10 protein-coding genes are annotated in these 20,090 nt (G+C 73.1%); 4 read left to right on the top strand and 6 right to left on the bottom strand.

Going from position 1 to position 20,090, the window contains the following annotated elements:
- Positions 1–184 precede the first annotated feature (184 nt).
- From ABZS58_RS47595 to ABZS58_RS47585, 3 genes are all read right to left on the bottom strand, one after another.
- Positions 185–2,158: a translation factor GTPase family protein gene (locus tag ABZS58_RS47595; RefSeq protein WP_354791087.1), complete on the bottom strand. Its 1,974-nt coding sequence runs from the start codon at positions 2,156–2,158 to the stop codon at positions 185–187.
- A 187-nt stretch (positions 2,159–2,345) separates the two neighbouring features.
- Complete coding sequence (locus tag ABZS58_RS47590; RefSeq protein ID WP_354791085.1) at positions 2,346–2,738, bottom strand: PPOX class F420-dependent oxidoreductase; 393 nt, start codon at positions 2,736–2,738, stop codon at positions 2,346–2,348.
- Positions 2,731–3,402, bottom strand: coding sequence for a DUF899 domain-containing protein (locus tag ABZS58_RS47585; RefSeq protein ID WP_354791084.1), 672 nt, complete (start codon positions 3,400–3,402; stop codon positions 2,731–2,733). The genes ABZS58_RS47590 and ABZS58_RS47585 overlap by 8 nt, the downstream gene beginning before the upstream one ends.
- An 82-nt stretch (positions 3,403–3,484) precedes the next feature.
- Here ABZS58_RS47585 and ABZS58_RS47580 point away from each other — a divergent pair, with 82 nt between their 5' ends.
- Both ABZS58_RS47580 and ABZS58_RS47575 read left to right on the top strand, forming a co-directional pair.
- On the top strand, positions 3,485–3,946 hold the full coding sequence (locus tag ABZS58_RS47580) for a helix-turn-helix domain-containing protein (protein WP_354791082.1): 462 nt from the start codon (positions 3,485–3,487) through the stop codon (positions 3,944–3,946).
- A gap of 66 nt (positions 3,947–4,012) precedes the next feature.
- Positions 4,013–4,729: a peptidylprolyl isomerase gene (locus ABZS58_RS47575; protein WP_354791081.1), complete on the top strand. Its 717-nt coding sequence runs from the start codon at positions 4,013–4,015 to the stop codon at positions 4,727–4,729.
- A gap of 56 nt (positions 4,730–4,785) precedes the next feature.
- Here ABZS58_RS47575 and ABZS58_RS47570 read toward each other — a convergent pair whose 3' ends face one another.
- Together ABZS58_RS47570 and ABZS58_RS47565 are read right to left on the bottom strand one after the other, a co-directional pair.
- Positions 4,786–9,717, bottom strand: a complete 4,932-nt coding sequence (locus tag ABZS58_RS47570; RefSeq protein ID WP_354791080.1) for a hypothetical protein — start codon at positions 9,715–9,717, stop codon at positions 4,786–4,788.
- A gap of 19 nt (positions 9,718–9,736) precedes the next feature.
- Positions 9,737–16,864: a SpvB/TcaC N-terminal domain-containing protein gene (locus tag ABZS58_RS47565; RefSeq protein ID WP_354791078.1), complete on the bottom strand. Its 7,128-nt coding sequence runs from the start codon at positions 16,862–16,864 to the stop codon at positions 9,737–9,739.
- A gap of 181 nt (positions 16,865–17,045) precedes the next feature.
- On the opposite strand from ABZS58_RS47565, the gene ABZS58_RS47560 reads away from it, so the two are divergent.
- The gene (locus ABZS58_RS47560) at positions 17,046–18,095 is read left to right on the top strand and encodes an aldo/keto reductase (RefSeq protein ID WP_354791076.1); all 1,050 of its coding nucleotides are present in this window, start codon (positions 17,046–17,048) and stop codon (positions 18,093–18,095) included.
- A gap of 77 nt (positions 18,096–18,172) precedes the next feature.
- Positions 18,173–18,847 carry a GPP34 family phosphoprotein gene (locus ABZS58_RS47555; protein WP_354791075.1) on the top strand — a complete coding sequence of 225 codons (675 nt, stop codon included), beginning with the start codon at positions 18,173–18,175 and terminating at the stop codon, positions 18,845–18,847.
- Positions 18,848–18,868: 21 nt separating this feature from the next.
- Here the strand turns inward: ABZS58_RS47555 and ABZS58_RS47550 are convergent, their stop codons facing one another.
- Positions 18,869–19,912, bottom strand: a complete 1,044-nt coding sequence (locus tag ABZS58_RS47550; RefSeq protein WP_354791073.1) for a hypothetical protein — start codon at positions 19,910–19,912, stop codon at positions 18,869–18,871.
- Positions 19,913–20,090: the final 178 nt, after the last annotated feature.

Genomic DNA, 20,090 nt, shown 5'->3' with positions numbered 1-20,090 from the left:
ATGCGTTCGTCCGTCGTTGTCCGGCAGAGCGGCACCGGTCGGACAAACATCCCTGGACAACTCCGGTGGCGCCGTCAGCCCGATCCGAGGCGTTGCAGTGCCGATGCCCTGCCGGGAGGGAAGTCCGGCAGGTCCTCGTCTTCCTCCGCGTCGACGAGGAGGAAGACGAGGACGGAAGGGGGGTTCATGCGGTGACGCGGCGGACCACCCGGAGCAGGTACTCGTCGCGGTCGACGGGGTTGTGGTCGGTGCGGGGGCGGGTCGGGGGTGGGCCGGTGACCGGGTCGTAGTGGTCGAACGTCGACTCCAGGACGCCTTCGCCGCGGGTCAGGCCGGGGAGCCGGACCTGGAGCTCGTGGACCCTCGCCGCCGGAATGCCGCCCTCGAGGACGCAGGTCGTGCCGTGCGTGGTCGTCGACGTCGGTGCCGCGCGCAGGCGGGACAGGACGGGGAGGAGGGCGCTGAGCTGGTCGGCGGGAGCCTCCAGGTGGAAGCGGTGCACCGGTTCGTGCACCACGGTGCCGGCGTGGCGCAGGGCGGTCATCAGGACCAGGGGCGTCAGGCTGCGGAAGTCGTACCCGGTGCTCGACATGCTCTTGTCGAACTGCTGGTGGGCGTGGCTCTGCCGGGGCCAGTAGCCGCAGCGGACCATCGTCACCGTGCAGTCGTCGACCTTCCAGCCGTAGAGGCCCTGCCGGAGCGTGGCGGTGACGGTGTCCTGCACGGCGGCGAAGAACGCGGCCGGCATCGCGCCCGCCTCGACCTCGAGGCGAAACGTCACGCCCGCGCCGACGGGTGCCGGGTCGACGCGCAGGCCGATCGTGGCGAGGAACGGGTTGCCGTCCTTCTGGCCGACCTCGACCGCCGAGCCGGTGCCCGAGGGGCGCTCGACGCAGATCGTCGTGGTGTCGCGGAAGGTGACGTCGATGCCGTACTCCTCGGCGAGGGTGGCCTGGACGACCTCCTTCTGCACCTCGCCGTACAGCGACACGGACGTCTCGCCGCGCACGTCGTCGTGGCGGACGTCGATGAGCGGGTCCTGCTCGGCGAGCTGGGTGAGGGCCGCGTACAGCGGGCCACGGTCGGCTGGGCGTACCGACGCGACGACCGCCTCGAGGGTCGGCGGCGCGAAATGGTGCGCCCCGGTGCCGTGCCTGGGCGTGCCGAGCGCGTCGCCGATCCGGATGCCGCCGAGGCCCCAGACCTTGCCGATCCGGCCCGCCGGGAGGACCGTCGACCCGGTCGCGCCGCCGTCGTCGAACACGGCGATGCCGGTCACCTTCGCTTCGTCGCCGCTCGGCAGGTGTACGCGTTCGCGCAGCCGGACGGTCCCGGCGAACATCCTGACGTACGCGATCTTCTCCCCGGCGGGACCGCGCTCGACCTTGAAGACGCTGCCGGACACGGGAGCGCGGGCGTCGCCGGCGGCCGCGGGCAGGAATGCCCGGATGCCGGACGTGAGCGCGTCGAGGCCGGCACCGGTGATCGCCGAGCCGAAGTAGACGGGGTGCACGAGGGCGCGGCCCGTCTGCGCGGCCAGGGCGGCCCGCACGCGACCGGGCGGGACGACGGCGCCGTCCACGTACGCGGCGAGCAGGCCGGCGTCGTGCTCGGCGAGGACGTCGAGCGCCGCCGGTGCCGTGGCGAAATCCGCGGCACGGGTGCCCAACCCCGTCGGGGCGCCCATGGGCACGATGGCCGGGGTGAGGCGCTCCGCGAGTTCACGGAGGATGCCGTCGCCACGCGCGCCGGCCCGGTCGATCTTGTTCACGAAGACGATCGTCGGGATGCGCAGCCGGCGCAGGGTCCGCATCAGGATCCGGGTCTGCGCCTGGACGCCCTCGACGGCGGACACGACGAGCACCGCGCCGTCGAGCACGCTGAGGACCCGCTCGACCTCGGCGATGAAGTCCGGGTGGCCCGGGGTGTCGATGAGGTTGACGGTGACCGGTGGATCGCTGCCGACGGTGAACGACACGACGGCCGACTTGATGGTGATGCCACGCCGGCGTTCGAGGTCGAGCGTGTCGGTCTGCGTGTTGCCGTCGTCGACCGAGCCGGGCTCGTCGATGACACCGGCGGCGTGCAGGAGCCGCTCGGTGAGGCTGGTCTTACCGGCGTCGACGTGCGCCAGGATGCCGAGATTCAGGGTGCGCAAGGGGCGTCAGGTCCTCGAGATAGGCAGTGATGGCCATCTGGGTGAACACAGACGCAGCTCGCATCCCTGACTCCTCTGACGTTCGGACAAGACGCTTCCAGCAAATCAGCGCACAGCGGTGCCCGCAACCGGTTTACACGGGTGCGCACCACCTCGCGCCGGTGAGGAGGATCCGGGTGGACTGCCCTTACCCGAACGACTGCGCCTGCGCGTGGTCCGGCTCGATGAGCAGCACGACCCGGTCGGTGCGCAGCGGATAGGGCCCGCCGGTGTACTTGGTGGAGATGCGGTCGATGATGCGCCAGGCGTCATCGCCGTCGAGGACCTCCGTCACCCGGCCACGGATCAGCGCCGTCGAGTAGGGCTGGGCGTGGTCGGTGATGGAGATGGCGACCCGCGGGTCGTGGGCGACGTTGCGGGCCTTGCGGGATCCGGGCCCGGTGAGGATCGCGACCCGGTCGCCCTCGCGGTCGATCCAGACGGGCACCGAGTGCGGCGAGCCGTCCGGCAGCAGCGTCGCGATGTGTGCGTAGTTGACGTCCTCGACCAGACGGGCGACGTCGGCGGCGAGCTCAGGCATGGTGGTCTCCGTATTCGTCGTGGGGGCGCAGCCATCGCATCGTCGGGGTCTGCGGCCAGCCGGGCGGCGAGTCCTCCCAGGCCTCCTGCCGGCCGTGGGGCGTCAGGTCGAGCAGGTTGAAGTCCAGGCGCAGCCGGTCGACGCCGCGCGCGGTGGTGCCGTACGTATGGAAGACCTCGTCACCGTCCCGCAGCAGGACGTTGAGAGCGAAGCCGTCGACGCGCAGGTCGTCGTGGAGGTCGCTGCCGTGGCTGGAATACCACGGCACGGTCCAGCTCATTCTGCGCCGGACCGGCTCGATCTCCGCCTGCGGCGCGCGGGCCATGAGGATCAGCCGGGTGTCACGGGCGCCGAGGTGCGCCTGCGAGTGCTCGGCGAGGTTGTCGGTGAAGGTGCTGCAGCCGGTGCACAACCAGTCCTGACCGGGCTCCAGCATGAAGTGGTAGATCACCAGCTGCCGCCGGCCGGCGAACAGGTCGATGAGGCTCGCGTCGGCACCGTCGGGAGCCACCAATCGATAGGGCTTGTCCAGGCGCACCATCGGCAGCCTGCGGCGCTGCGCGGCGAGCGCGTCGAGGGCGTGGGTGAGCTCCTTCTCCTTGACCAGCAGCGCGTCGCGCGCCGTCTGCCACTCCTCGGCCGTGACGATTTCGGGCCGGGCCATGATGACCTCCATCACTAGGTTCCCTGAAGGAACCCTATCGCACAGAGTCTCCTGAGGGAACCCACGTGCCTAGAATGAGCGTATGCAGCGCACCCAGTTCGCCGGCATGGCGTGCTCCATCGCTCGTACCCTCGACGTCATCGGCGAACCGTGGTCGCCGCTGATCCTGCGCGACGTGTATGTCGGCATCAACCGCTTCGACCAGCTGCAGGACGACCTCGGCATCTCCCGCAAGGTCCTCGCGCAGCGCCTCGCCTGGCTGGTGGAGCAGGGTGTCATGGAGCGCCGCCAGTACTCCGGCCGCCCGCCGCGCCACGAGTACGTGCTGACCACCAAGGGCCGGGAGCTCTGCGACCTCCTGCTGGTGATGGTCGGCTGGGGCGACCGCTGGACCGCCGGCGACGCCGGCCCGCCGGTCCTGCACCGCCACCACGCCTGCGGCGAGATCGCCCGCGCCGAACTGCGCTGCTCCCACTGCGGCGAGCCGATGCGCGCCACCGACATCGACGTCCTGCCCGGCCCCGGCGCGGCGCCCGCATCCTGAAACGCCCCGAACCACCGCGGCGGGACGGGCACTCCTCAAAATCCCGCGGTGTCGTACCGTGCACGCATGATCTGTCGTTCTCGTGCCCTGCTGTGCGCGGTGGCGCTCGTGTCGCTGGTCGGCGGTTGCACCGCGACGCCGTCGTCCGCCCCGCAGGTCGCCCGGCGGATCGCCGCGTCGGATTCACCGTCGCAGGCAGGCGGCGCGTGCCGTTGGATGCCGGTCCCTTCCGGCAACGGGGCGAGCGTCAAGGACGTCGGCACGCCCCCGGCCGCGGTCCCGAGCGGGGCCAAGGCCACCATGTCCCTGGCCACCAACCTCGGCGCGGTCGAGATCGCGATGGACGCCAAGGCCGCCCCGTGCGCGGTGGCCAGCTTCAGCTACCTGGCCGGTAAGAAGTTCTTCGACGGAACCGCCTGCCACCGCCTCACGACGGCCGGTCTGTTCGTCCTGCAGTGCGGCGACCCGTCCGGCACGAGCACGGGCGGCCCCGCGTACCAGTACGCGGAGGAGAACCTCGGCACCAGCGCCGGCTATCTCCGCGGCTCGGTGGCCATCGCCCGCACCCAGCAGCCGGGCACGAGCGGCAGTCAGTTCTTCATCAACTACGCCGACAACCTGCCCCTCTCTGCGGACTACACCCGGCTCGGCACGGTCACCAAGGGCATGGACATCATCGACAAGGTCGCCGCCGGTGGCGTCACGCCCGGCGGCAACGGCCCGGACGACGGCGTCCCGAAGACCCGCATCGTCCTGCAGCAGGTGACCGTCGTATACAACTGACATCCGGCGCCGCGGCCGCGAAGGGTGACAACGCGGCCGCGGCACCGGAGGTGCGGTCAGGTCCAGGCCGGGGTGGTGCCCGCGATCGTCGTCACCACCACGACGTCGAGGATCTTCCCGTCGGTGAACCAGGACCGCACCTGTGGGGTGTCGGTGAGCTGGAACTGCCACTCGCCGTCGGGGGCGGCGCCGGTGAACGTCACCCACGGCGTGCCGCCGGGGCGGCGGGTGCCGACGATGCCGCCGACGGTCGTCACCGCGGTCGCCGCCACGGTGCGGCCCGGCAGGACGTGCCGGGCGGAGGTCACCGTCAGCTCCCGGTCGAAGCCGTCGGCCCGCACGACGAACATGGTCAGCTGCGCGACCGTCTGCTCCTCGATGTGGCGCGGGAAGTCGTCGGCGGTGAGGGGCAGGTCGATCCGCATCGGGTGGGCGGCGCCGTCCGGGTCGTTGAGGTCGAACCAGACGTCGGGGAACTGCTCGCGGACGCTGAAGGTCCGGTCGCCCAGGAACGTCCGGTCGATCGTGCGGACGACCTTCTCCCGGTACTGCGCGCTGGCGAGGGCCGTGTACTCGATGGTGAGCAGCACGTCGGAGATGGTGCGGTAGTCCAGCGGGTTCGCCGCCTTCGGCAGCTCCAGCCGCCACACCGTGTCCACGCCCATGCCCTCGAACGGCAGCAGCAGGCCGGTGTCGGGTTCCTGGTCGAACAGGCCGCCGGCGTTGACCGCGGTGGTGAAGGCGATCGCCTCCGGGTCGCGGCGCAGGGTGGCGGTCTCGAAGACACCGCGCGACACGACAGTGCGGGAGATGCCGGACGCCGACAGGGTGCCGCGCACCCCGCGGACCGGCGGCACCAGTGCGAGCACGGAAACCTTGGCGCGCTTGACCAGCCGCAGATAGTGGCCGGGGAACTCGCGGTCGAACAGGGACGACGGGGTGGCGACGGTGAGCACGCCGGTCTGCCGGAACTGCTGCAGCTCGCTCGCGGCGATCTGCGCGATCGACAGCGTCTGCGTCAGGTGCAGTTTCCGGCGGTCGGTCTCGAAGGCGTACTGGTCGAGACGGGTCAGGTCGGCGAGGAGCCGCGCCGCGCCGGTGACCCCGCGCCGGTCGGTGGGGTCGGCGGCGCCGGACGACGGCGGGCCCTGCCAGTAATCGTCCTGGACCAGGCCCCGGTCGGGCTCCTGGCGTTCGAAGGCGAGCTGGGCCTGGGCGAGCCGCGCGAGGGCCGTCGCCTGCCGCAGGAAGTACGCGTAGACGCCGTTGAGCACGGTGCTCATCCACTCGAACAGCTCGGCGCTGGTGAACTTCGTGGCCAGGAAGTCGGCGGTGGCAGCGGCGTGGGCGAGGTTGGCGCCCGCGATCAGCTGCTCCTGCGCGGCGATCCTCTGCTGCGTCTCGGCGAGCGCGGTCTGCTGGCGGGCGATCTCCACGTCGTTGAGCGCCAGGCTCTGCTGCAGCTGCCACTCCTGGGCGCGGCGTTCGAAGCCGGCCTTCGTCCCTTCGATCTGCGCGTCCAGCGACGCCGCCTGCGACAGCCCGCCGGCGATCTCGCCGAGACCGCCGAGGATGTTCGTCGGTTTGCCGATGAACGCGCCGATGCCTTTCAGGGTGCCGGCCGCGATCGCGAGGTCGCGGGCGACGCCGAGGTCGAAGAGCTGGTCGCGTTCGTGCTGGCTGATCCCACCGGCGAGCAGCCGGCGGTAGTGATCGGCCTGGGTGCCGGCCCGCAGCCGTTGGCTGCCGGCCTGCTCGACACCGATGCGGGCGACCTCGACCTTCAGGTCCTGCTCACCGGCCATGCCCTGGGCGACGGTCAGGTCGTGCCCGGCCTGCAGCAGCGCGTAGGTGCCGTTGTCGGCCTGCTGCGCCGCGGTCAGGAACGCCGCCTCCAGCTGCTGGGCGATCGCGACGAGGTTCTTGGCCCGCTCGGCGAGGACCGGGTACCGGTACTGGCTGGGCAGGACGCTCTCCCGGCCGGCGACGTCGGGCAGCGCCGCGGTGATGTTCAGCCCCCGGTGGATCTTGTCGAGGCCGGTCCTGGCCTGCAGGGCGAGCGCCGCCCAGACGGGGTTCTCCGGGAACGGCACGCCGGTCCCCGCCAGCGGTGCCGCGTCCGGGGAGTTGATGAGGTCGGCGGCCGACTCGTACAGGGTGCGGGCGCGGGCGTTCGCGGCGGCGGTGTTGCGCACGAACTCGTTGTCGGCGAACGCGAGCAGGCACCGGACGATCGACATGAGGGTGGAGCGGGTGTAGGCGTCCTTGCGGTGCCGGGCCACCTCGTGCGGGTTCGAGCCCTGCACGGGCCACGCGGCGGGCCGGTCGAACGTGGAGACGATGTCGCGTTCGCGGGCCAGGCCGGGGAAGATCCGCCGCTGGTCCGCGGGGAGCTGGAACGCGTACGCGTACTGGTACCAGTCCAGCGCGGCGGTGTATTCGCCGATCTCGGTCAGGCCGTTGGCCAGCGCGATCGGGACCAGGAAGAACAGCTCGCGCAGCAGCTGGTCGGTGGCCGGGGTGACGCCGTAGAACGGCGCGATCTGGGTGCGGATGTGCTCCAGGTCGGCGTTGTCGTGCCGTTCGGTGCGCGGCGCCAGCCGCTTGAGGACGTCCTGCAGGTCCGGTGCGGCGGCCGGCAGGCTCCGGTCGACGTTGTCGTCGGCGAGGTCCCGGGCCAGTTGCGGGTTCATCCGTTCGCTGCGCAGGTCGTGCAGGAACGTCAGGTACGAGTCCGACGGCGCCAGGTTCAGCCCGTCGCGGTTGTAGGTGCCGGGGAACAGGTGGTTCTCCGGGTAGGCGAACGACGTGAACACCGCGTACCAGGTCGGGAAGCTGCCCATCCACCGCCACTCGGCGTCGAACAGCTGCTCGGAGCCGATCGCCCAGGCCTGCCCGCCGGTGCGGATCGCCAGGCGCCCGGCGCGCAGCGCGAACAGCGCCGACAGCAGCGTCTGCGCGGCCTGCTCGGCGCGGGTGGTGAGCAGGTCGGAGTCGGCGAGCAGGTCGATGCACAGCTGCCGGGTGAGCCGTTCGGCGGCCGCCGCGGGCGGCTCCGGCGGGGTCTGCCGGCCTGCGATGAGCTCGATGAGCGTGTCGCGGGCGATGGGCAGCACGGACGCCTCCGCGGCCTGGACGACGGCCTGCGCCCGACGGCGGTGCAGGTCGAGCTCGGTGCCGCGGACCCGCAGGGTGTCCAGCCAGACTTCATGGGTCCGCGGGTCGACCCGCCACACGGACGCGTCCCCGGCCGGCGCGGCGGCGGTGAACTGCTGCGGCTGCAGCACGATCCCGGCGGTCTTCTCCTCGGTGCGCCAGGTGCCGGCGACCCGGCGCTTGCCGACCTGGACGAGGATGTCGCGGACGTCGACCCATTCGGAGCGCAGCAGCGGCCCGCCGGCGAGCAGCGCCCGCACCCCGGCGAGGTACCGCAACGGCGCGAGGTCCAGCTGCAGCGGGCCGATGACGGCGCTGATGTCCTCGCCGCGGCCGTCCCGGGCGGCGAGGTCGGCGAGGTCGAGCTGTCCGATGTGGACACCGACGACGTTGTCGAAGGCAGCCGTGGTGCCGGCGGCCGCGGCCGCGTCGATCTGGGCCGACTTCGTCTGCAGGGACGCCTTGCGGGCCGCCCACAGGTCGTGCGCCGGTTCGCCGGCCTGCTGCGAGGCGAGGTTGCCGGACAGCACGTGGTCGGGGTCGATGACGGGCAGCGGCCGCGGGCCGCCGTCGCGGGCGGCGACGTCCTCGGCCTGCCATCTGGTCCGCAGCGCGGCCTGCTGCCAGGCGGGGACGCTGGGCGGGCCGGCGGCAGCGGCGAACGGGTCGGTCCGCGACATCGACCGGAAGCCGAAGGCCGTCTCCAGCTGCAGGTCGGTGACCGACTCGGGGCTGAACGTCACCTGGTCGAGGCGGTCGGGGCGGGGGCCGTCGAGGTCGAAGCCCATCCGGTTGGCGAGGTTCCGCCGGGCCGCGGGGTCCGCGACCCGGGCGAGCCGCAGCTCCGCGGTGGACGTGCCCAGTTCTCGCAGCAGCGCCTCGTACGCCAGCCCACGCAGCCGCTGGTCGGTCTCCACGGGCGGTGGCGTGCTCAGCGACTGGCGCAGCACCTCGACGGCGATGCGGCGCTGGTCGACGGGTGCGGTCGCGGCGTCGAACAGGGCGGCTTCCGGCAGCCGGTCGTATGGCTGGTGGAACTGCGTGGTCAGCACGGACCGCTCGACGCCGCCGGACTGGCCGCCGATCTGGACGTACTGCTTGGCGAGGTCGCACAGCTCCCGCACGTAGATGGTCGGGCCGAACACGATCGCCGGGTCGGTGTCCTCGAACCGTTCGTGGACCGAGATCGCGCCCGGCTGCGACGTGTGCCGGTTGCGGGTGTCCCGGGCGGTGACGAGGAACTGGTGGTCGGCGGCGTCGAGCGGGAACTGCGCCCGCCAGATCGCCCAGTCGCCGCTGACGTTCTCGGCGGTGAACTCGGGCCTGCCGTCCACGGACACGACGACGGCGTTGATGCCGGACAGCGCGCCGGACGTCGTGCCGTGGATCTTCGCCAGGTACGGCAGCGACGCCGGGATCACGTCGGTCGGGTAGTCCGCGGTGATCGTCAGCTCCGGCGGGCGGGTCTCCAGGACCACGTCGAGGCCGGTGAAGGCGGGGTCGGCGTCGAACGACTCGTGGCCGGTGTCCCTGATGTCGGTCCACATCGCGTCGCACTCGCCCTCGATGTGGATGGTGGCGCCGTCGGCGATACTCGCCGGCATCGTGACGTTCGTGAAGGTCCAGGCGCCGTTCTGCGCGATGGTGAAGGTACCGCCGACGCCGGCGTGGCCGTTGAATCTGATGAAGACGCTCGGGGTGCCGGCCAGCCGCTGGTTCTGGTTGACGCTGGACGGGTCGAGCCCGGCCCCGCCGCGCAGGCTGAAGGTGCGGTTGACCTGCGTGCCGGGGTTCGGTTCGACGATGCCGATGCTGCTTCTGGGGTTCGCCATGGTTGCTGTCCGCCGTTCGTTATCGGGTCGGGACGCGCACCGGCTGCAGGCCGGCACTGTCGATCTGGGCACGGGACTGGCTGGTCGCGCGGTACGCCTCGGACGCGGGCACGCCGCCGGCGAGCAGGCCGAAGAAGCCCTTCACGTCCTCGAAGTGCTGGGAGGGGGTGCCGACGGAGGTGCCGTCGCCGGACACCTGGATGCGGACCGGGCCGATCTGGGTGCGGTTGACCACGGCGCCGTTCTGCCCGCGGTTCAGGTTCAGCTGCAGCGAGGACGACTCGTCGTGCTGTGCCGCGGTGAAGCCCGGCACGTTCTGCTGCACCGCCAGGGCCGCGTTGTGGTTGGGATTGCCGGACCGCGACGAGGTGCCGGCCGGGGCGTACGCCGCCGACTGGTGGATGTGGTGCCCGCCCGCGACCCGGTAGGGGTTGATGTTCAGCGGTGGCGGCCCGGCCGGCCGTGGGGGCGTCGCGACGATCGCCGGCGGGGCGCCGCCCTGGGCCGCGATCCCGGCGCCGGTGGCGCGGAAGGCGTTGGCGTCCGTGGCGGCGCCGCCGAGCCCGCCGAAGATCCCGTTGATCATCCGGGCGCCGTTCTGGTCGCCGGTCGCGTGGTAGTACGCCGCGCCGAAGAACAGCCCGTTGCGGATCTCGGCGCCGCCGTAGAAGTCGAGGCGGAACAGGTAGGCGTCCCGCTCGGCCCGGGTCGACTGCGAACCGTCCGCCCACATGTACACGTTCCGGGCGGCGTTGCGCTGGAAGCGTTCCTCATCGGCGCGTTCGGCCGCATACGCGTGCTGCAGGACCGCTTCCCGCACCAGCGCGCCGTCCTTGGTGAAGCGGGACGGGCCCGCGGTCGCCAGGAAGTTGATGCCGGCCTTGACGGTGGTCGATCCGACGCCGTCGAGGACCTCGCGGGCGTCGAGCTTGCCGCTGCGGTCGGTGTCCCAGGTCCGGAACATCTGGCTGTCCGGCTCCGCGCCGCCGGGGTCGGCGTAGCACAGCGGGTTGCCGAAGCAGTAGTCGTACGCGTTGACGACCGGCCACCCGGCGATCGGGTCGACGGACTGCCAGCGGCTCAGCCACGGCGAGTAGTACCGGGTCAGGTGATACGCCAGGCCGCTCTCCTCGTCGCGTTCGGTCCCGGTGTACCGGTAGCGCTTGCGGGTGTAGCTGCCGAAGCTCGTCTCGCCGTACGGCGTGTACTCCTCACGGTTGGTGAGTGCGCCGGTGCCGTCGACGGTGGCGGTGCCGCTGCCGAGGTGGTCGGTGAGGTGCACGGCGACGGCCGGGCCGCCGTCCGACGGGTGCGCCGGGCCGACCCGGACCAGCGCGACGCGCTGCTTGTCGTCCATGACGTGGATCTGCTGGTTCTGCCCGCCGGCCCACCGGTGGTGCTCGAAGACGTCGTTGACGTAGTGCGTCACCTCGATCGCGCCGCCCTGCCGCCGGACCAGCTTCTTCACCCGCACGCCGGCCGCGTCGTACAGGTAGTGCGCGTGCACCGACGGCTCGGCGCCCGGCGTCTGCGTGGCGAACGTGGCCAGCCTGTCGCAGTGGTTCCAGCCGAAGCGGCGGGTGCCGCCCTCGGTGGTGACGTTGCCGGTGTCGTCGTAGGTGTAGTCGTGGCCGGTGGTGCCGACTGCGACCCTGGCCAGCCGGTTGGTGCCGTCCACCAGCCGCAGGTCGCGGACGAAACCGCCGGCGGCCGCGTGGACGAGCCGGCGCAGGTTCCCGGCGGCGTCGTAGTCGTACTGCTCGTCGTAGGCCTGGACCCGCGTGACGTCGGGGGTGCGCGGCGCCGCGGCCCACATCGCGCCCGGCGCCGTGGCGGCCGCCTCCCGCCCGCTGGCGGTCCGCAGCCGGTACAGCGGGTCGTAGGTGAACCGCCGGTCGAACGCGTCCCCGGCGGCGAACGCGGCCCGCAGCGCCGGGTCCGCGACGGCCAGCCCGGCCGGGTTCGCCGGCAGGCCGCTGCCCGGGGTGCGGTCGCGCAGGGTCAGCACGTTGCCGGTCAGGTCGTGCTCGTAGCCGAGGTCCTGCCACACGGCGCCCTTCGGGTGGTACGTGTCGCCGGCGGCGCTGTACTGCTCGGTCCGCAGCCGGGTGAGCCGGAACGACCGCGGGTCGTAGGCGTAGCGGGTCATCGTCCCGTTGCCGTGCACCAGCAGCGACCGGTGGCCCTTCGCGTCGTAGGCGAGCCGCTGCACGTACACGGTCCCGTCGAGGCTGACCGAGGCGAGGCCGCCGGCCCGGTCGTAGCGGGCGCTGATCTCCCGGCGGCGGCCCTCGGCGTCGGTGGGCAGGATGTGCGCCGTCGGCCGGTTCAGCGCGTCGAACCGGGTCGTCGACACGTATGCGCCGGGTTCGAGGGCAGGTTCGGCGCCGGGCCGCCAGTCGGCGGTGAACAGCGGCACCGCCCAGCCGCCCTTGCGGGCCGCGTCGTAGGTGGCGAGGACCGGCGCGTCGGCGATCACCTTCCGGGTCGTCTGCAGCACGTTGCCCTTGAAGTCGCAGGCGTCGGTCGTGACGAGGCCGGCTTCGTCGTACTGGCGGACCGGCCGGCCGAGCAGGTTCGCCGCCTGCGCCGCGGCCCGCTCCCCCGCCGGCTGGCCGGGGGTGCCGCCGTCGCCGTACTCGATGCGCTGCCGCAGCGTCGCGGGCGCGGCCGCATCGTCACGGGCCCAGACCCGGATCGCGCGGTGCAGGAGGTCGAACGCGCCGAGGGTCAGTGCGCCCTTGCTGTCGCGGTTCTCGACCGGCGCACCGAGGGCGTCGGGGACGGTGAGGCGCCGGCCGGTGTCGGCGCCGTCGACCCGCCAGCGCCGGCCGAGCAGGTCGTGCACGTATCCGAACATGACCCGGCCGAGGGGGTCGGTGACGCTGCGCGGGCGCCCCTCGAGGTCGACGTCGACCGTGGTGACGAGGTCCCGGTCGCCGTCCCGCGCGACGGTCCGGACGGCCCGGCCGAGCGCGTCGACCTCCACGCTGCTCGGGGTGTCCCAGTGGTCGCGGTACGCGGCGGCGGCCTCCGGGTGGGTGCGGCCGGCGTTGTCGTTGGCGTCGTAGGTGTACGTCTCCCACGCCGTCGGCGCGTACGTGTCCGGGTCGGTGAGGTCGGCGGGGACGCCGTGCACGATGCGCTGCTCGGCGCCGTCCGGCGCGACGACGCGGACAGCTGCGCCGCGCGGGTCGTAGAACGTCTGCGAGCTCTGCCCGGTCTGACCGGCGCCGGGCGCCCGGTAGTCGAAGCCGGTGTCGAAGAACGGCTCGAACGCGCGCACCACGCGGCCCTTGTTGTCGTACACCTTCGCGCCGCTGACGACGACGTTGTCCGGGTCGTTCGGGCCGCGGGTGCGCCCCACCGCGGGACCGACCGGCGCCGACTGGTCCGCGGACAGGACGCCGCCACCGAACGCCGGATCGCCGAACAGCGTGTCCTCGCCCTGGATGCGGGTCTGCAACGGGCGGCCGAAGCCGTCGCTGTACTGCACCGACACGATCGTCTCGGCGCCGTCGTGCTCGACGCGGCGCGCGCCGCGGACCGACGCCGGGACGCCGTCGCGGGCGTACGCGAGCAGGTCGTAGGACATCTCGGTGCTCGCGGTGGTGACGTCGCCCTCGCCGGCCTTGCCGCGCACGAACCGGGCGGTGACGAGCCCGGCGGGCGAGTAGGTGACCGAGCCGCTGTTGCCGTTGCAGTCGACGACCCGGTGCGGGCGCAGCAGCCGCGGGTCGTGCTCGGCGGCGGTGACCAGGCCCGCCGGGTCGATCGCCCGGACGGGGAGCAGGTCGTGCTCGTCGTATTCGACACGGCTCTCGGCGCCGAGCGCGTCCAATGTGGACAGCTTCAGCCCCCGGGGGCGGTGCGCCGGGTCGTGGACGTCGTACCGGTGCCGTGCCGACTGGATGAAGTAGCCGAGGTCGTCGCGGCGGTAGCCGGCGAGGGCCGGGAGCAGGTCCCGGAACTCCTGCGGGTACTCGTCCGTCCACGTCACCTCGCCGTCGGCGGGAAGGTACGGCGGGCGGTGCACGGCGTCGAGGAACTCGTCGGTGAAGGCCAGGACCTCGGTGCGGACCGGCAGGCCGTGCTCGCCGACCTCGCCGAGCGGCAGGCCCGTGTGGGCGGCGCCGTCGAAGTAGGTGCGGCTGTGCCCGATCAGGCGGGTCGGCTGCTCGTCGACGGCCGCGACCAGGTCGGCGACGGCGAGGGTGCCGTCGTTGACGACCTCGAACGTGGTGCGGCTCGCGGTGCGGTCCACGAGGTAGTGCCCGGCGTCGTCGCGGCGGGCGTAGGTGCTCGTGGTGAGCGTCACCAGATACGGCTGCGTGGTCGAAGGGTCCGGCGCCATCGGGTCGCGACCGCGCGGGACGGCGACGGTGATCTGGCGGGTCGGCAGCCCGTACGCGTCGGGTTCGCCGGCGAACCGGAACTGGGTCTGCGGCTCGTCGCCGCGCTCCCACTCGGTGGCCCGGCGGGCGGCCTCGAACGGCAGGTAGATCCCGATCCCCTCGGCCCGCACCCCGGACACCGTCTCGGTCACCGTGTACGGGCGGTCCCGCGTTTCGACACGCACCCCGGACGCCGTCCCGGCTGCGGTTTGAGTCGCGCCCCGCGTTTCGATACGCACCCCGGACGCCGTCCCGGTCGTGGCTCGAGTCGCGCCCTGCTGGTCGTCGCCGTCGAGGGCGTACAGCTCGGTGCGCAGCACCCGGCCGCGCATCGACCGGAGCGCGGCACGGCGCTCCAGCCGCGGCAGCGACGCGAGCAGCGCGGCCGTCGGCGCCGGGGTCGCCAGCATGGGAGCGTCACCCGGCCAGTACTCGTGCCGCAGGTCCAGCTCGGTCCAGTCGCCGGCCTCGGCGGCGGCGACCGGCCCCGGGTGGAACCAGTTGCGGGTCAGCGTCGGCGGCGAATGCGTCTCACCGGCGACCACGTCGGTGTCGGTCTGCTCCACGAGAGCGAAACCGCGGAACTCGCGCTCCAGGCCGTCCCAGTAGCCGTGCCGGTAGCGGAACCCGGTGCTCAGCCGGCCGCCGGAGATCGCGTCGACGACCTCCATCGACCCGACCACGTGCACCGGGAACGGCAGCGTGGTCCGCCAGCGGGTGCCGGCGGCGGCCCGGTCCCGCAGATAGTCCACGGTGGACGGTCGGTAGTGGACGGTGGTGGTCGCGCCGAGGTGGTTGTCGGTCGACGTCAGCAGGTACGGTTTCGCGCCACCGGTCAGGTCGAGGAACCACAGGTGCGGCCGGCCGGTGCCGTCGACGGCCCGTTCGTAGAGCAGGCCCGCCATGCCGGAGCCGGTGAGGTCGGTGAGCTGCACGGTGTCGCCGGTGGCGGCGCCCGGCGTGCCGGCGACGACGACCGGTGCGGCCGTCCAGCCCTCGCCGAGCTGGTTGCCCCACAGCAGCACCCGGTCCTGGTCGACGTAGACGAGGTCGGCGACGCCGTCGCCGTCGAGGTCGCCGAGCAGGATGCGGCGCGGGTCGTGCCCGGCAGGCAGCCGCGGCGACCTGCGCATCGTGACCGGCGCGCCCCAGCGGCCGTGCCCGAGGTTCGGCCAGTACCGGATGTTGCCGCTGTTGAGCAGCACCAGGTCGGCGAGGCCGTCGCCGGTCATGTCGGCGAGCCGGACCCGCGGGTCGGCGAGGTCCACGTCAGGACCGGCGCCGTTGCCGACGACGGTGCGCTGCCAGGCCCGGCGCGGGTCCGCGTCGTTGAACCACGCGGTCAGCGTCGTGCCGGAGTGCAGCACGTCGGTGAGGCCGTCGCCGTCGAGGTCGACCAGCTTCACCGCCGGGTCGGCCAGGTCGACGGCCGGGACCTGCCGGTACGGCTGGAACGACCGGTCGCTCCAGCCGCCGGCGAACGTCATCGGGAAGTACCCGGACGAGGCGAGGGCCTGGTTGACGACGAGGTCGGGACGGCCGTCGCCGTCGGCGTCCAGCAGCCGCACCCCGGCCTGCCCGAGCACGAACGGCGGCGCGTCGTCCAGGGGGCGCGGCGCCTCGAAGCCCAGGGCTCCGCCGTTGCGCCAGAACCGCCGTGCCGCGCCGAGCTCGACCAGGTCGGGCAGGCCGACGCCGCGCAGGTCGACCAGCGCCACCGTCGGGTCCGAGACCAGCCGCGCCGGCAGGGCGTCGCCGGTCAGCGGCTTGAAGCGGCGGCCCACCGGGTCGAAGCCGCTGTAGGCGAACGCCATCGGCGGCATCGGCTCGGTCGCGTCGCCGTCGACGCCGACCGGTTCGACGAGCGTGAGCAGCGACGCGCCGTTGAACGCCGCAGAAGTGTACGTGAGGCGGTATTCCATCGCGACGCGGGTCACCCCGTCGGCGGCGCGGGTCGACACCCGGATCGTGCGGCAGCGCTGCGTGGTGCGGACCTCGAAGCCGGCGCGGCGGTCGCCGAACACGTCCGGGCGCGGCTCGTAGTCGAAGTCGACGGTGACCAGGAACGCGGGTGCCGACGGATCGCCGTAGTCGCCGTACGACACGGCCCGCAGCCGCGGCTGGCCGTTGTCGTGGCCGTACTCGTAGCGGATCACGTTGCCGAGCGCGTCGCGGGTCTCGGTCAGGTGCCACGCGAACACCGCCGCGGGCCGGGCCGGGTCGACGACCGCCGCCGGGTCCCGCCACCCTTCCGGCGCGCCGGCCGGACGGGGCGTGCCGTAGCGGTGGCGGGTGCCGTCGCGGCCGCGGCGGTGCCACACGTCGCCGCCGGCGTCGCGGACCCGCTCGATCCGGTCGAACGCTCCCTCGACCCGCGGGCGGTAGGCGACCCTCGCCTGGGTCGCTCCCGGCATCGGCACCAGGTCGTCGGCGCCCGGCAGGGTGAAGGTGTCGGCCGGTTCGTCGGCGTAGCGGGGCACGCCCCGCGAGGTCTTCCGGGTCACGGCCGCCTGGCCGATGCCCCAGCCGAGGCCGAACGGCCCGTTGCCGGCACCCGTGCTGTACGTCAGCGCGAGGCCGGGCGCCAGCCCGTTGCGCCCCGGCGGCAGACTGATCGGGACCGAGAGATTCCCGGTCCCGGTGAACAGGTCCGGCGCGAACTGCTCCCCCAGCCCGCCGACCGCGCCGCCCCCCTTCGGCAACGAGATCACCGAGCCGCCCGCAGACACGTCGGTCACCGCAGCAGTACTCACGCCCGCTCTCCCCCCGGCCGCATGACGGCCCGCAGTGCCGGCGGTCGGGCCCGCCGGCCTCGGGGAAACTGTCGCGGGTGGCACTGAAACGGCACTGACGCGGCGCTGACGTGATCGAGGACCCACGCCCTGCCGGTCCGGGGTTGACCTGGAGTTCACTCCAGGTCTTAGAGTCCGCGGCATGCGCTACCGCACCCTCGGCCGGACCGGCATCCAGGTCAGCACGCACTGTCTGGGCACGATGATGTTCGGCTCGGTCGGCAACCCCGACCACGACGACTGTGCCCGGATCATCCACGCCGCCCTCGACCAGGGCATCAACTTCGTCGACACCGCCGACATGTACTCCGCCGGCGAGTCCGAGGAGATCGTCGGCAAGGCGCTGTCCGGCCGCCGCGACGACGTGGTGCTCGCCACGAAGGTCCACTTCCCGATGGGCGAGGGGCCGAACCGCGGCGGCAACTCGCGGCGCTGGATCGTCCGCGAGGTCGAGGACAGCCTGCGCCGCCTGCGGACCGACTGGATCGACCTGTACCAGGTGCACCGCCCCGACCCGGTCACCGACGTCGAGGAGACCCTGTCGGTGCTCACCGACCTCGAACGCCAGGGCAAGATCCGGGCGTTCGGCTGCTCGTCGTTCCCCACCGAGCAGGTCGTCGAGTCGCACCACGTCGCCGAGCGTCGCGCCCTGCACCGCTTCAGGACGGAGCAGCCGCCGTACTCACTGCTGGCCCGCGGCATCGAGCGGGACCTGCTGCCGGTCGCCGCCCGCTACGGCATGGGCGTGCTCACCTGGAGTCCCCTGGCCTCGGGCTTTCTCACCGGCCGCTACCGCAAGGGGCAGCCGATCGACCTGACGTCCGGCCGCGCCGCCCTGAACCCGGGCCGCTTCGACCCGGCGCTCGAGGAGAACGCCCGCAAGCTGGACGTGGTCGAGCAGCTGATCACGCTCGCGACGGACCTCGGCTGCACCCTGCCCGAGCTGGCCGTGGCGTTCCCGCTGGCCCACCCCGCGGTCACCTCGGTCATCATCGGCCCGCGCACCGTGCCCCAGCTCGACGCCGCGTTGAAGGGCGCCGCCCTGACCCTGGACGACGCCGCCCTGGACCGCATCGACGAGATCGTGGCGCCGGGCACCGACCTGTACCGCGCCGACGGTGCCTGGCGCCCGCAGTCCCTGACCGACCCGTCCCTGCGCCGCCGCCCCCTCACCGACCGTGCCGCCGCGTAGGGTGGCGGAGCGGTGTCCGCGGCTGTGGAGGGCCGGGTGAACCTGCGTCGTGCGGCGGGGCTGCCTACGGTGGGATCATGAGCAACGGTCTGGCTGACGACTTCCTGCTGCTGGCCCTCGACGATCAGGGCACCAATCTGGTCGGTGACCCGGCCCTCGACTACGGCCTCGCCGGGGCGGTCCTGCTCGACCTGGTGCTGGCCGGGCGGCTCCGGCTCGACGACGACCGGGTCGTGGTCGTCGACGCCGCGCCGACCGGCGATCCGATCGCGGACGCGGCGCTGGGCCGCATCGCCGAGGCGGGCAAGCCGCGCAAGCCCGACGCGTGGATCCAGCCGCTGACCGGCAAGCTGCGCGCGCGGCTGCTCGACCGGCAGGTCGAGGCGGGTGTGCTGCGCCGCGAGGAGGACCGCGTGCTGTGGGTGTTCCCGCGGACCCGCTACGCGTCGGCGACCGGCGCGGAACCGGCCGCCGAGACCGCGGTGCGGCGGGACCTCACCGAAGCGGTCGACGGCAACGGCGCGGTGCCCGCCCGCACAGCCGCGCTGCTCGGTCTGGTGCAGGCGGTGGGCTTCGCGGAGAAGGTGTTCCCCGGCCGCGGCAAGAAGGAGCTCAAGTTCCGCCTCGACGAGATCGCCGAGGGCAACTGGGCCGCCGGCGCCGTCCAGCAGGCCATCGCCGCCATGCAGGCGATCATCGCCACGATGACCGCCGTCACCGTCACCACGACCGTCATCACCACCACCAGCTGACCCTGCCGTCCGGGCCGTACCTCACGAAGCAGGGCGCGACCCCTGCAAGGGCGACGCCAGAGCCGTCGCACCGGTCACCGCACCCTGCGGGAACCGCCGCCGCAGCGCGGGGAGCCACGGGGTGACGCCGAGGACGAGCAGCAGCGCCAGCAAGGGGGTCCGCCACCACCAGTGGATGGTCGCGGGCGGTGCGGGCGGCGGCGTGGCGACCCATGGGCGGGCGGTCTTCGACCAGGCGAGGAACGCGTCGCCGACGGGCAGCGCGCCGAAGGCGTAGCGCCTGGTCCACGGCGTGCCGATCGGGAGGCCGGCCAGCTCGCCGTAGTTCGCGAGCGCCCCGGCGAGCGCGTCGTCGTGGTTGACCTGTGCGGCGCCGATGGTGACGACGGTCGCGGACAGGCTGACGCCGAGCGGCAGCGGGCCGGAGTCGACGTCCGCCGGGCCGTCCATCCCGTCCGGGTATTCGCGCACGGCGGGCCCGAGGCCGAGCGGCCGCACCACGAACGCGTCGCGGAAGCGCAGGTACTGCTCACGCGCGAACGCCGGGTCGATGTCGCCCAGGAACCGGTGGATGACGCTCTGCGAGGTGGCGCGGGCGACCTCCAGCGGCGAGCCCGAGTCCGGATCGACGCGGTGCGGGAGCAGCCCGGTGCGCGGGTCGAGCCGTTCGCGGACGCCGTCCAGCCACCGCCGGACGGTCGGCGCGAAGCGGGACGGCAGGAGCGTGTCGTGCAGCCGCAGCGACGCCATCGCGACCGTCGAGTCGACCGGCCAGGCCTGCCCCGGGTACGCCTGCAGATAGGGCGAACCGGCGGCGTCGAAGGCCTCGCCCAGCGCTTCGGAGCCGGCGGCGAACCGTTGCTGCTCGCCGGGGTCGCGTTGCCCGGCGGGCTGCAGGCCGAGCACGCCGCCGCGCAGCCAGTTGGTCCAGCCCTGGTAGAAGACGCCGTACGCCGGGGTGAGTCCGGCGCTGAACGGCGCCCGGCCGGTCGGCGAGTCCAGGTGCCGCAGCGCCCACCGCGCCTCGCGCAGCGCCGTCGCCCGATGCCCGGCCGGTGCGCGCATGCCGAGCTCGACCCAGGTCAGCCCGTAGAGGACGTGCAGGAAGAAGTCCCGTTACCTTTCAGTGCGCTTTAGTGAGCACATGATCAGTAGTCCCGCCTTGCGGTGGGGCGGTCCCGGTCTTGCCGGCGGGTGCCGTGCCGGGTTGACGCTTCGCAGCCACCTGCCCGTCGTGGCGGGT

The sequence above is a fragment of the Dactylosporangium sp. NPDC005555 genome (assembly GCF_040605635.1).
Taxonomy (GTDB): Bacteria; Actinomycetota; Actinomycetes; order Mycobacteriales; family Micromonosporaceae; genus Dactylosporangium.
This window is presented reverse-complemented; position numbering and strand designations above follow the sequence as displayed.

Bases quoted from the DNA above. Each gene is read 5' to 3' on its own strand.
- ABZS58_RS47560 (WP_354791076.1), top strand. From the start codon at position 17,046: ATGCGCTACCGCACCCTCGGCCGGACCGGCATCCAGGTCAGCACGCAC.
- ABZS58_RS47550 (WP_354791073.1), bottom strand. From the start codon at position 19,912: ATGCGCGCACCGGCCGGGCATCGGGCGACGGCGCTGCGCGAGGCGCGG.
- ABZS58_RS47585 (WP_354791084.1), bottom strand. From the start codon at position 3,402: ATGGCCCGGCCCGAAATCGTCACGGCCGAGGAGTGGCAGACGGCGCGC.
- ABZS58_RS47590 (WP_354791085.1), bottom strand. From the start codon at position 2,738: ATGCCTGAGCTCGCCGCCGACGTCGCCCGTCTGGTCGAGGACGTCAAC.
- ABZS58_RS47575 (WP_354791081.1), top strand. From the start codon at position 4,013: ATGATCTGTCGTTCTCGTGCCCTGCTGTGCGCGGTGGCGCTCGTGTCG.
- ABZS58_RS47570 (WP_354791080.1), bottom strand. From the start codon at position 9,717: ATGGCGAACCCCAGAAGCAGCATCGGCATCGTCGAACCGAACCCCGGC.
- ABZS58_RS47555 (WP_354791075.1), top strand. From the start codon at position 18,173: ATGAGCAACGGTCTGGCTGACGACTTCCTGCTGCTGGCCCTCGACGAT.
- ABZS58_RS47580 (WP_354791082.1), top strand. From the start codon at position 3,485: ATGCAGCGCACCCAGTTCGCCGGCATGGCGTGCTCCATCGCTCGTACC.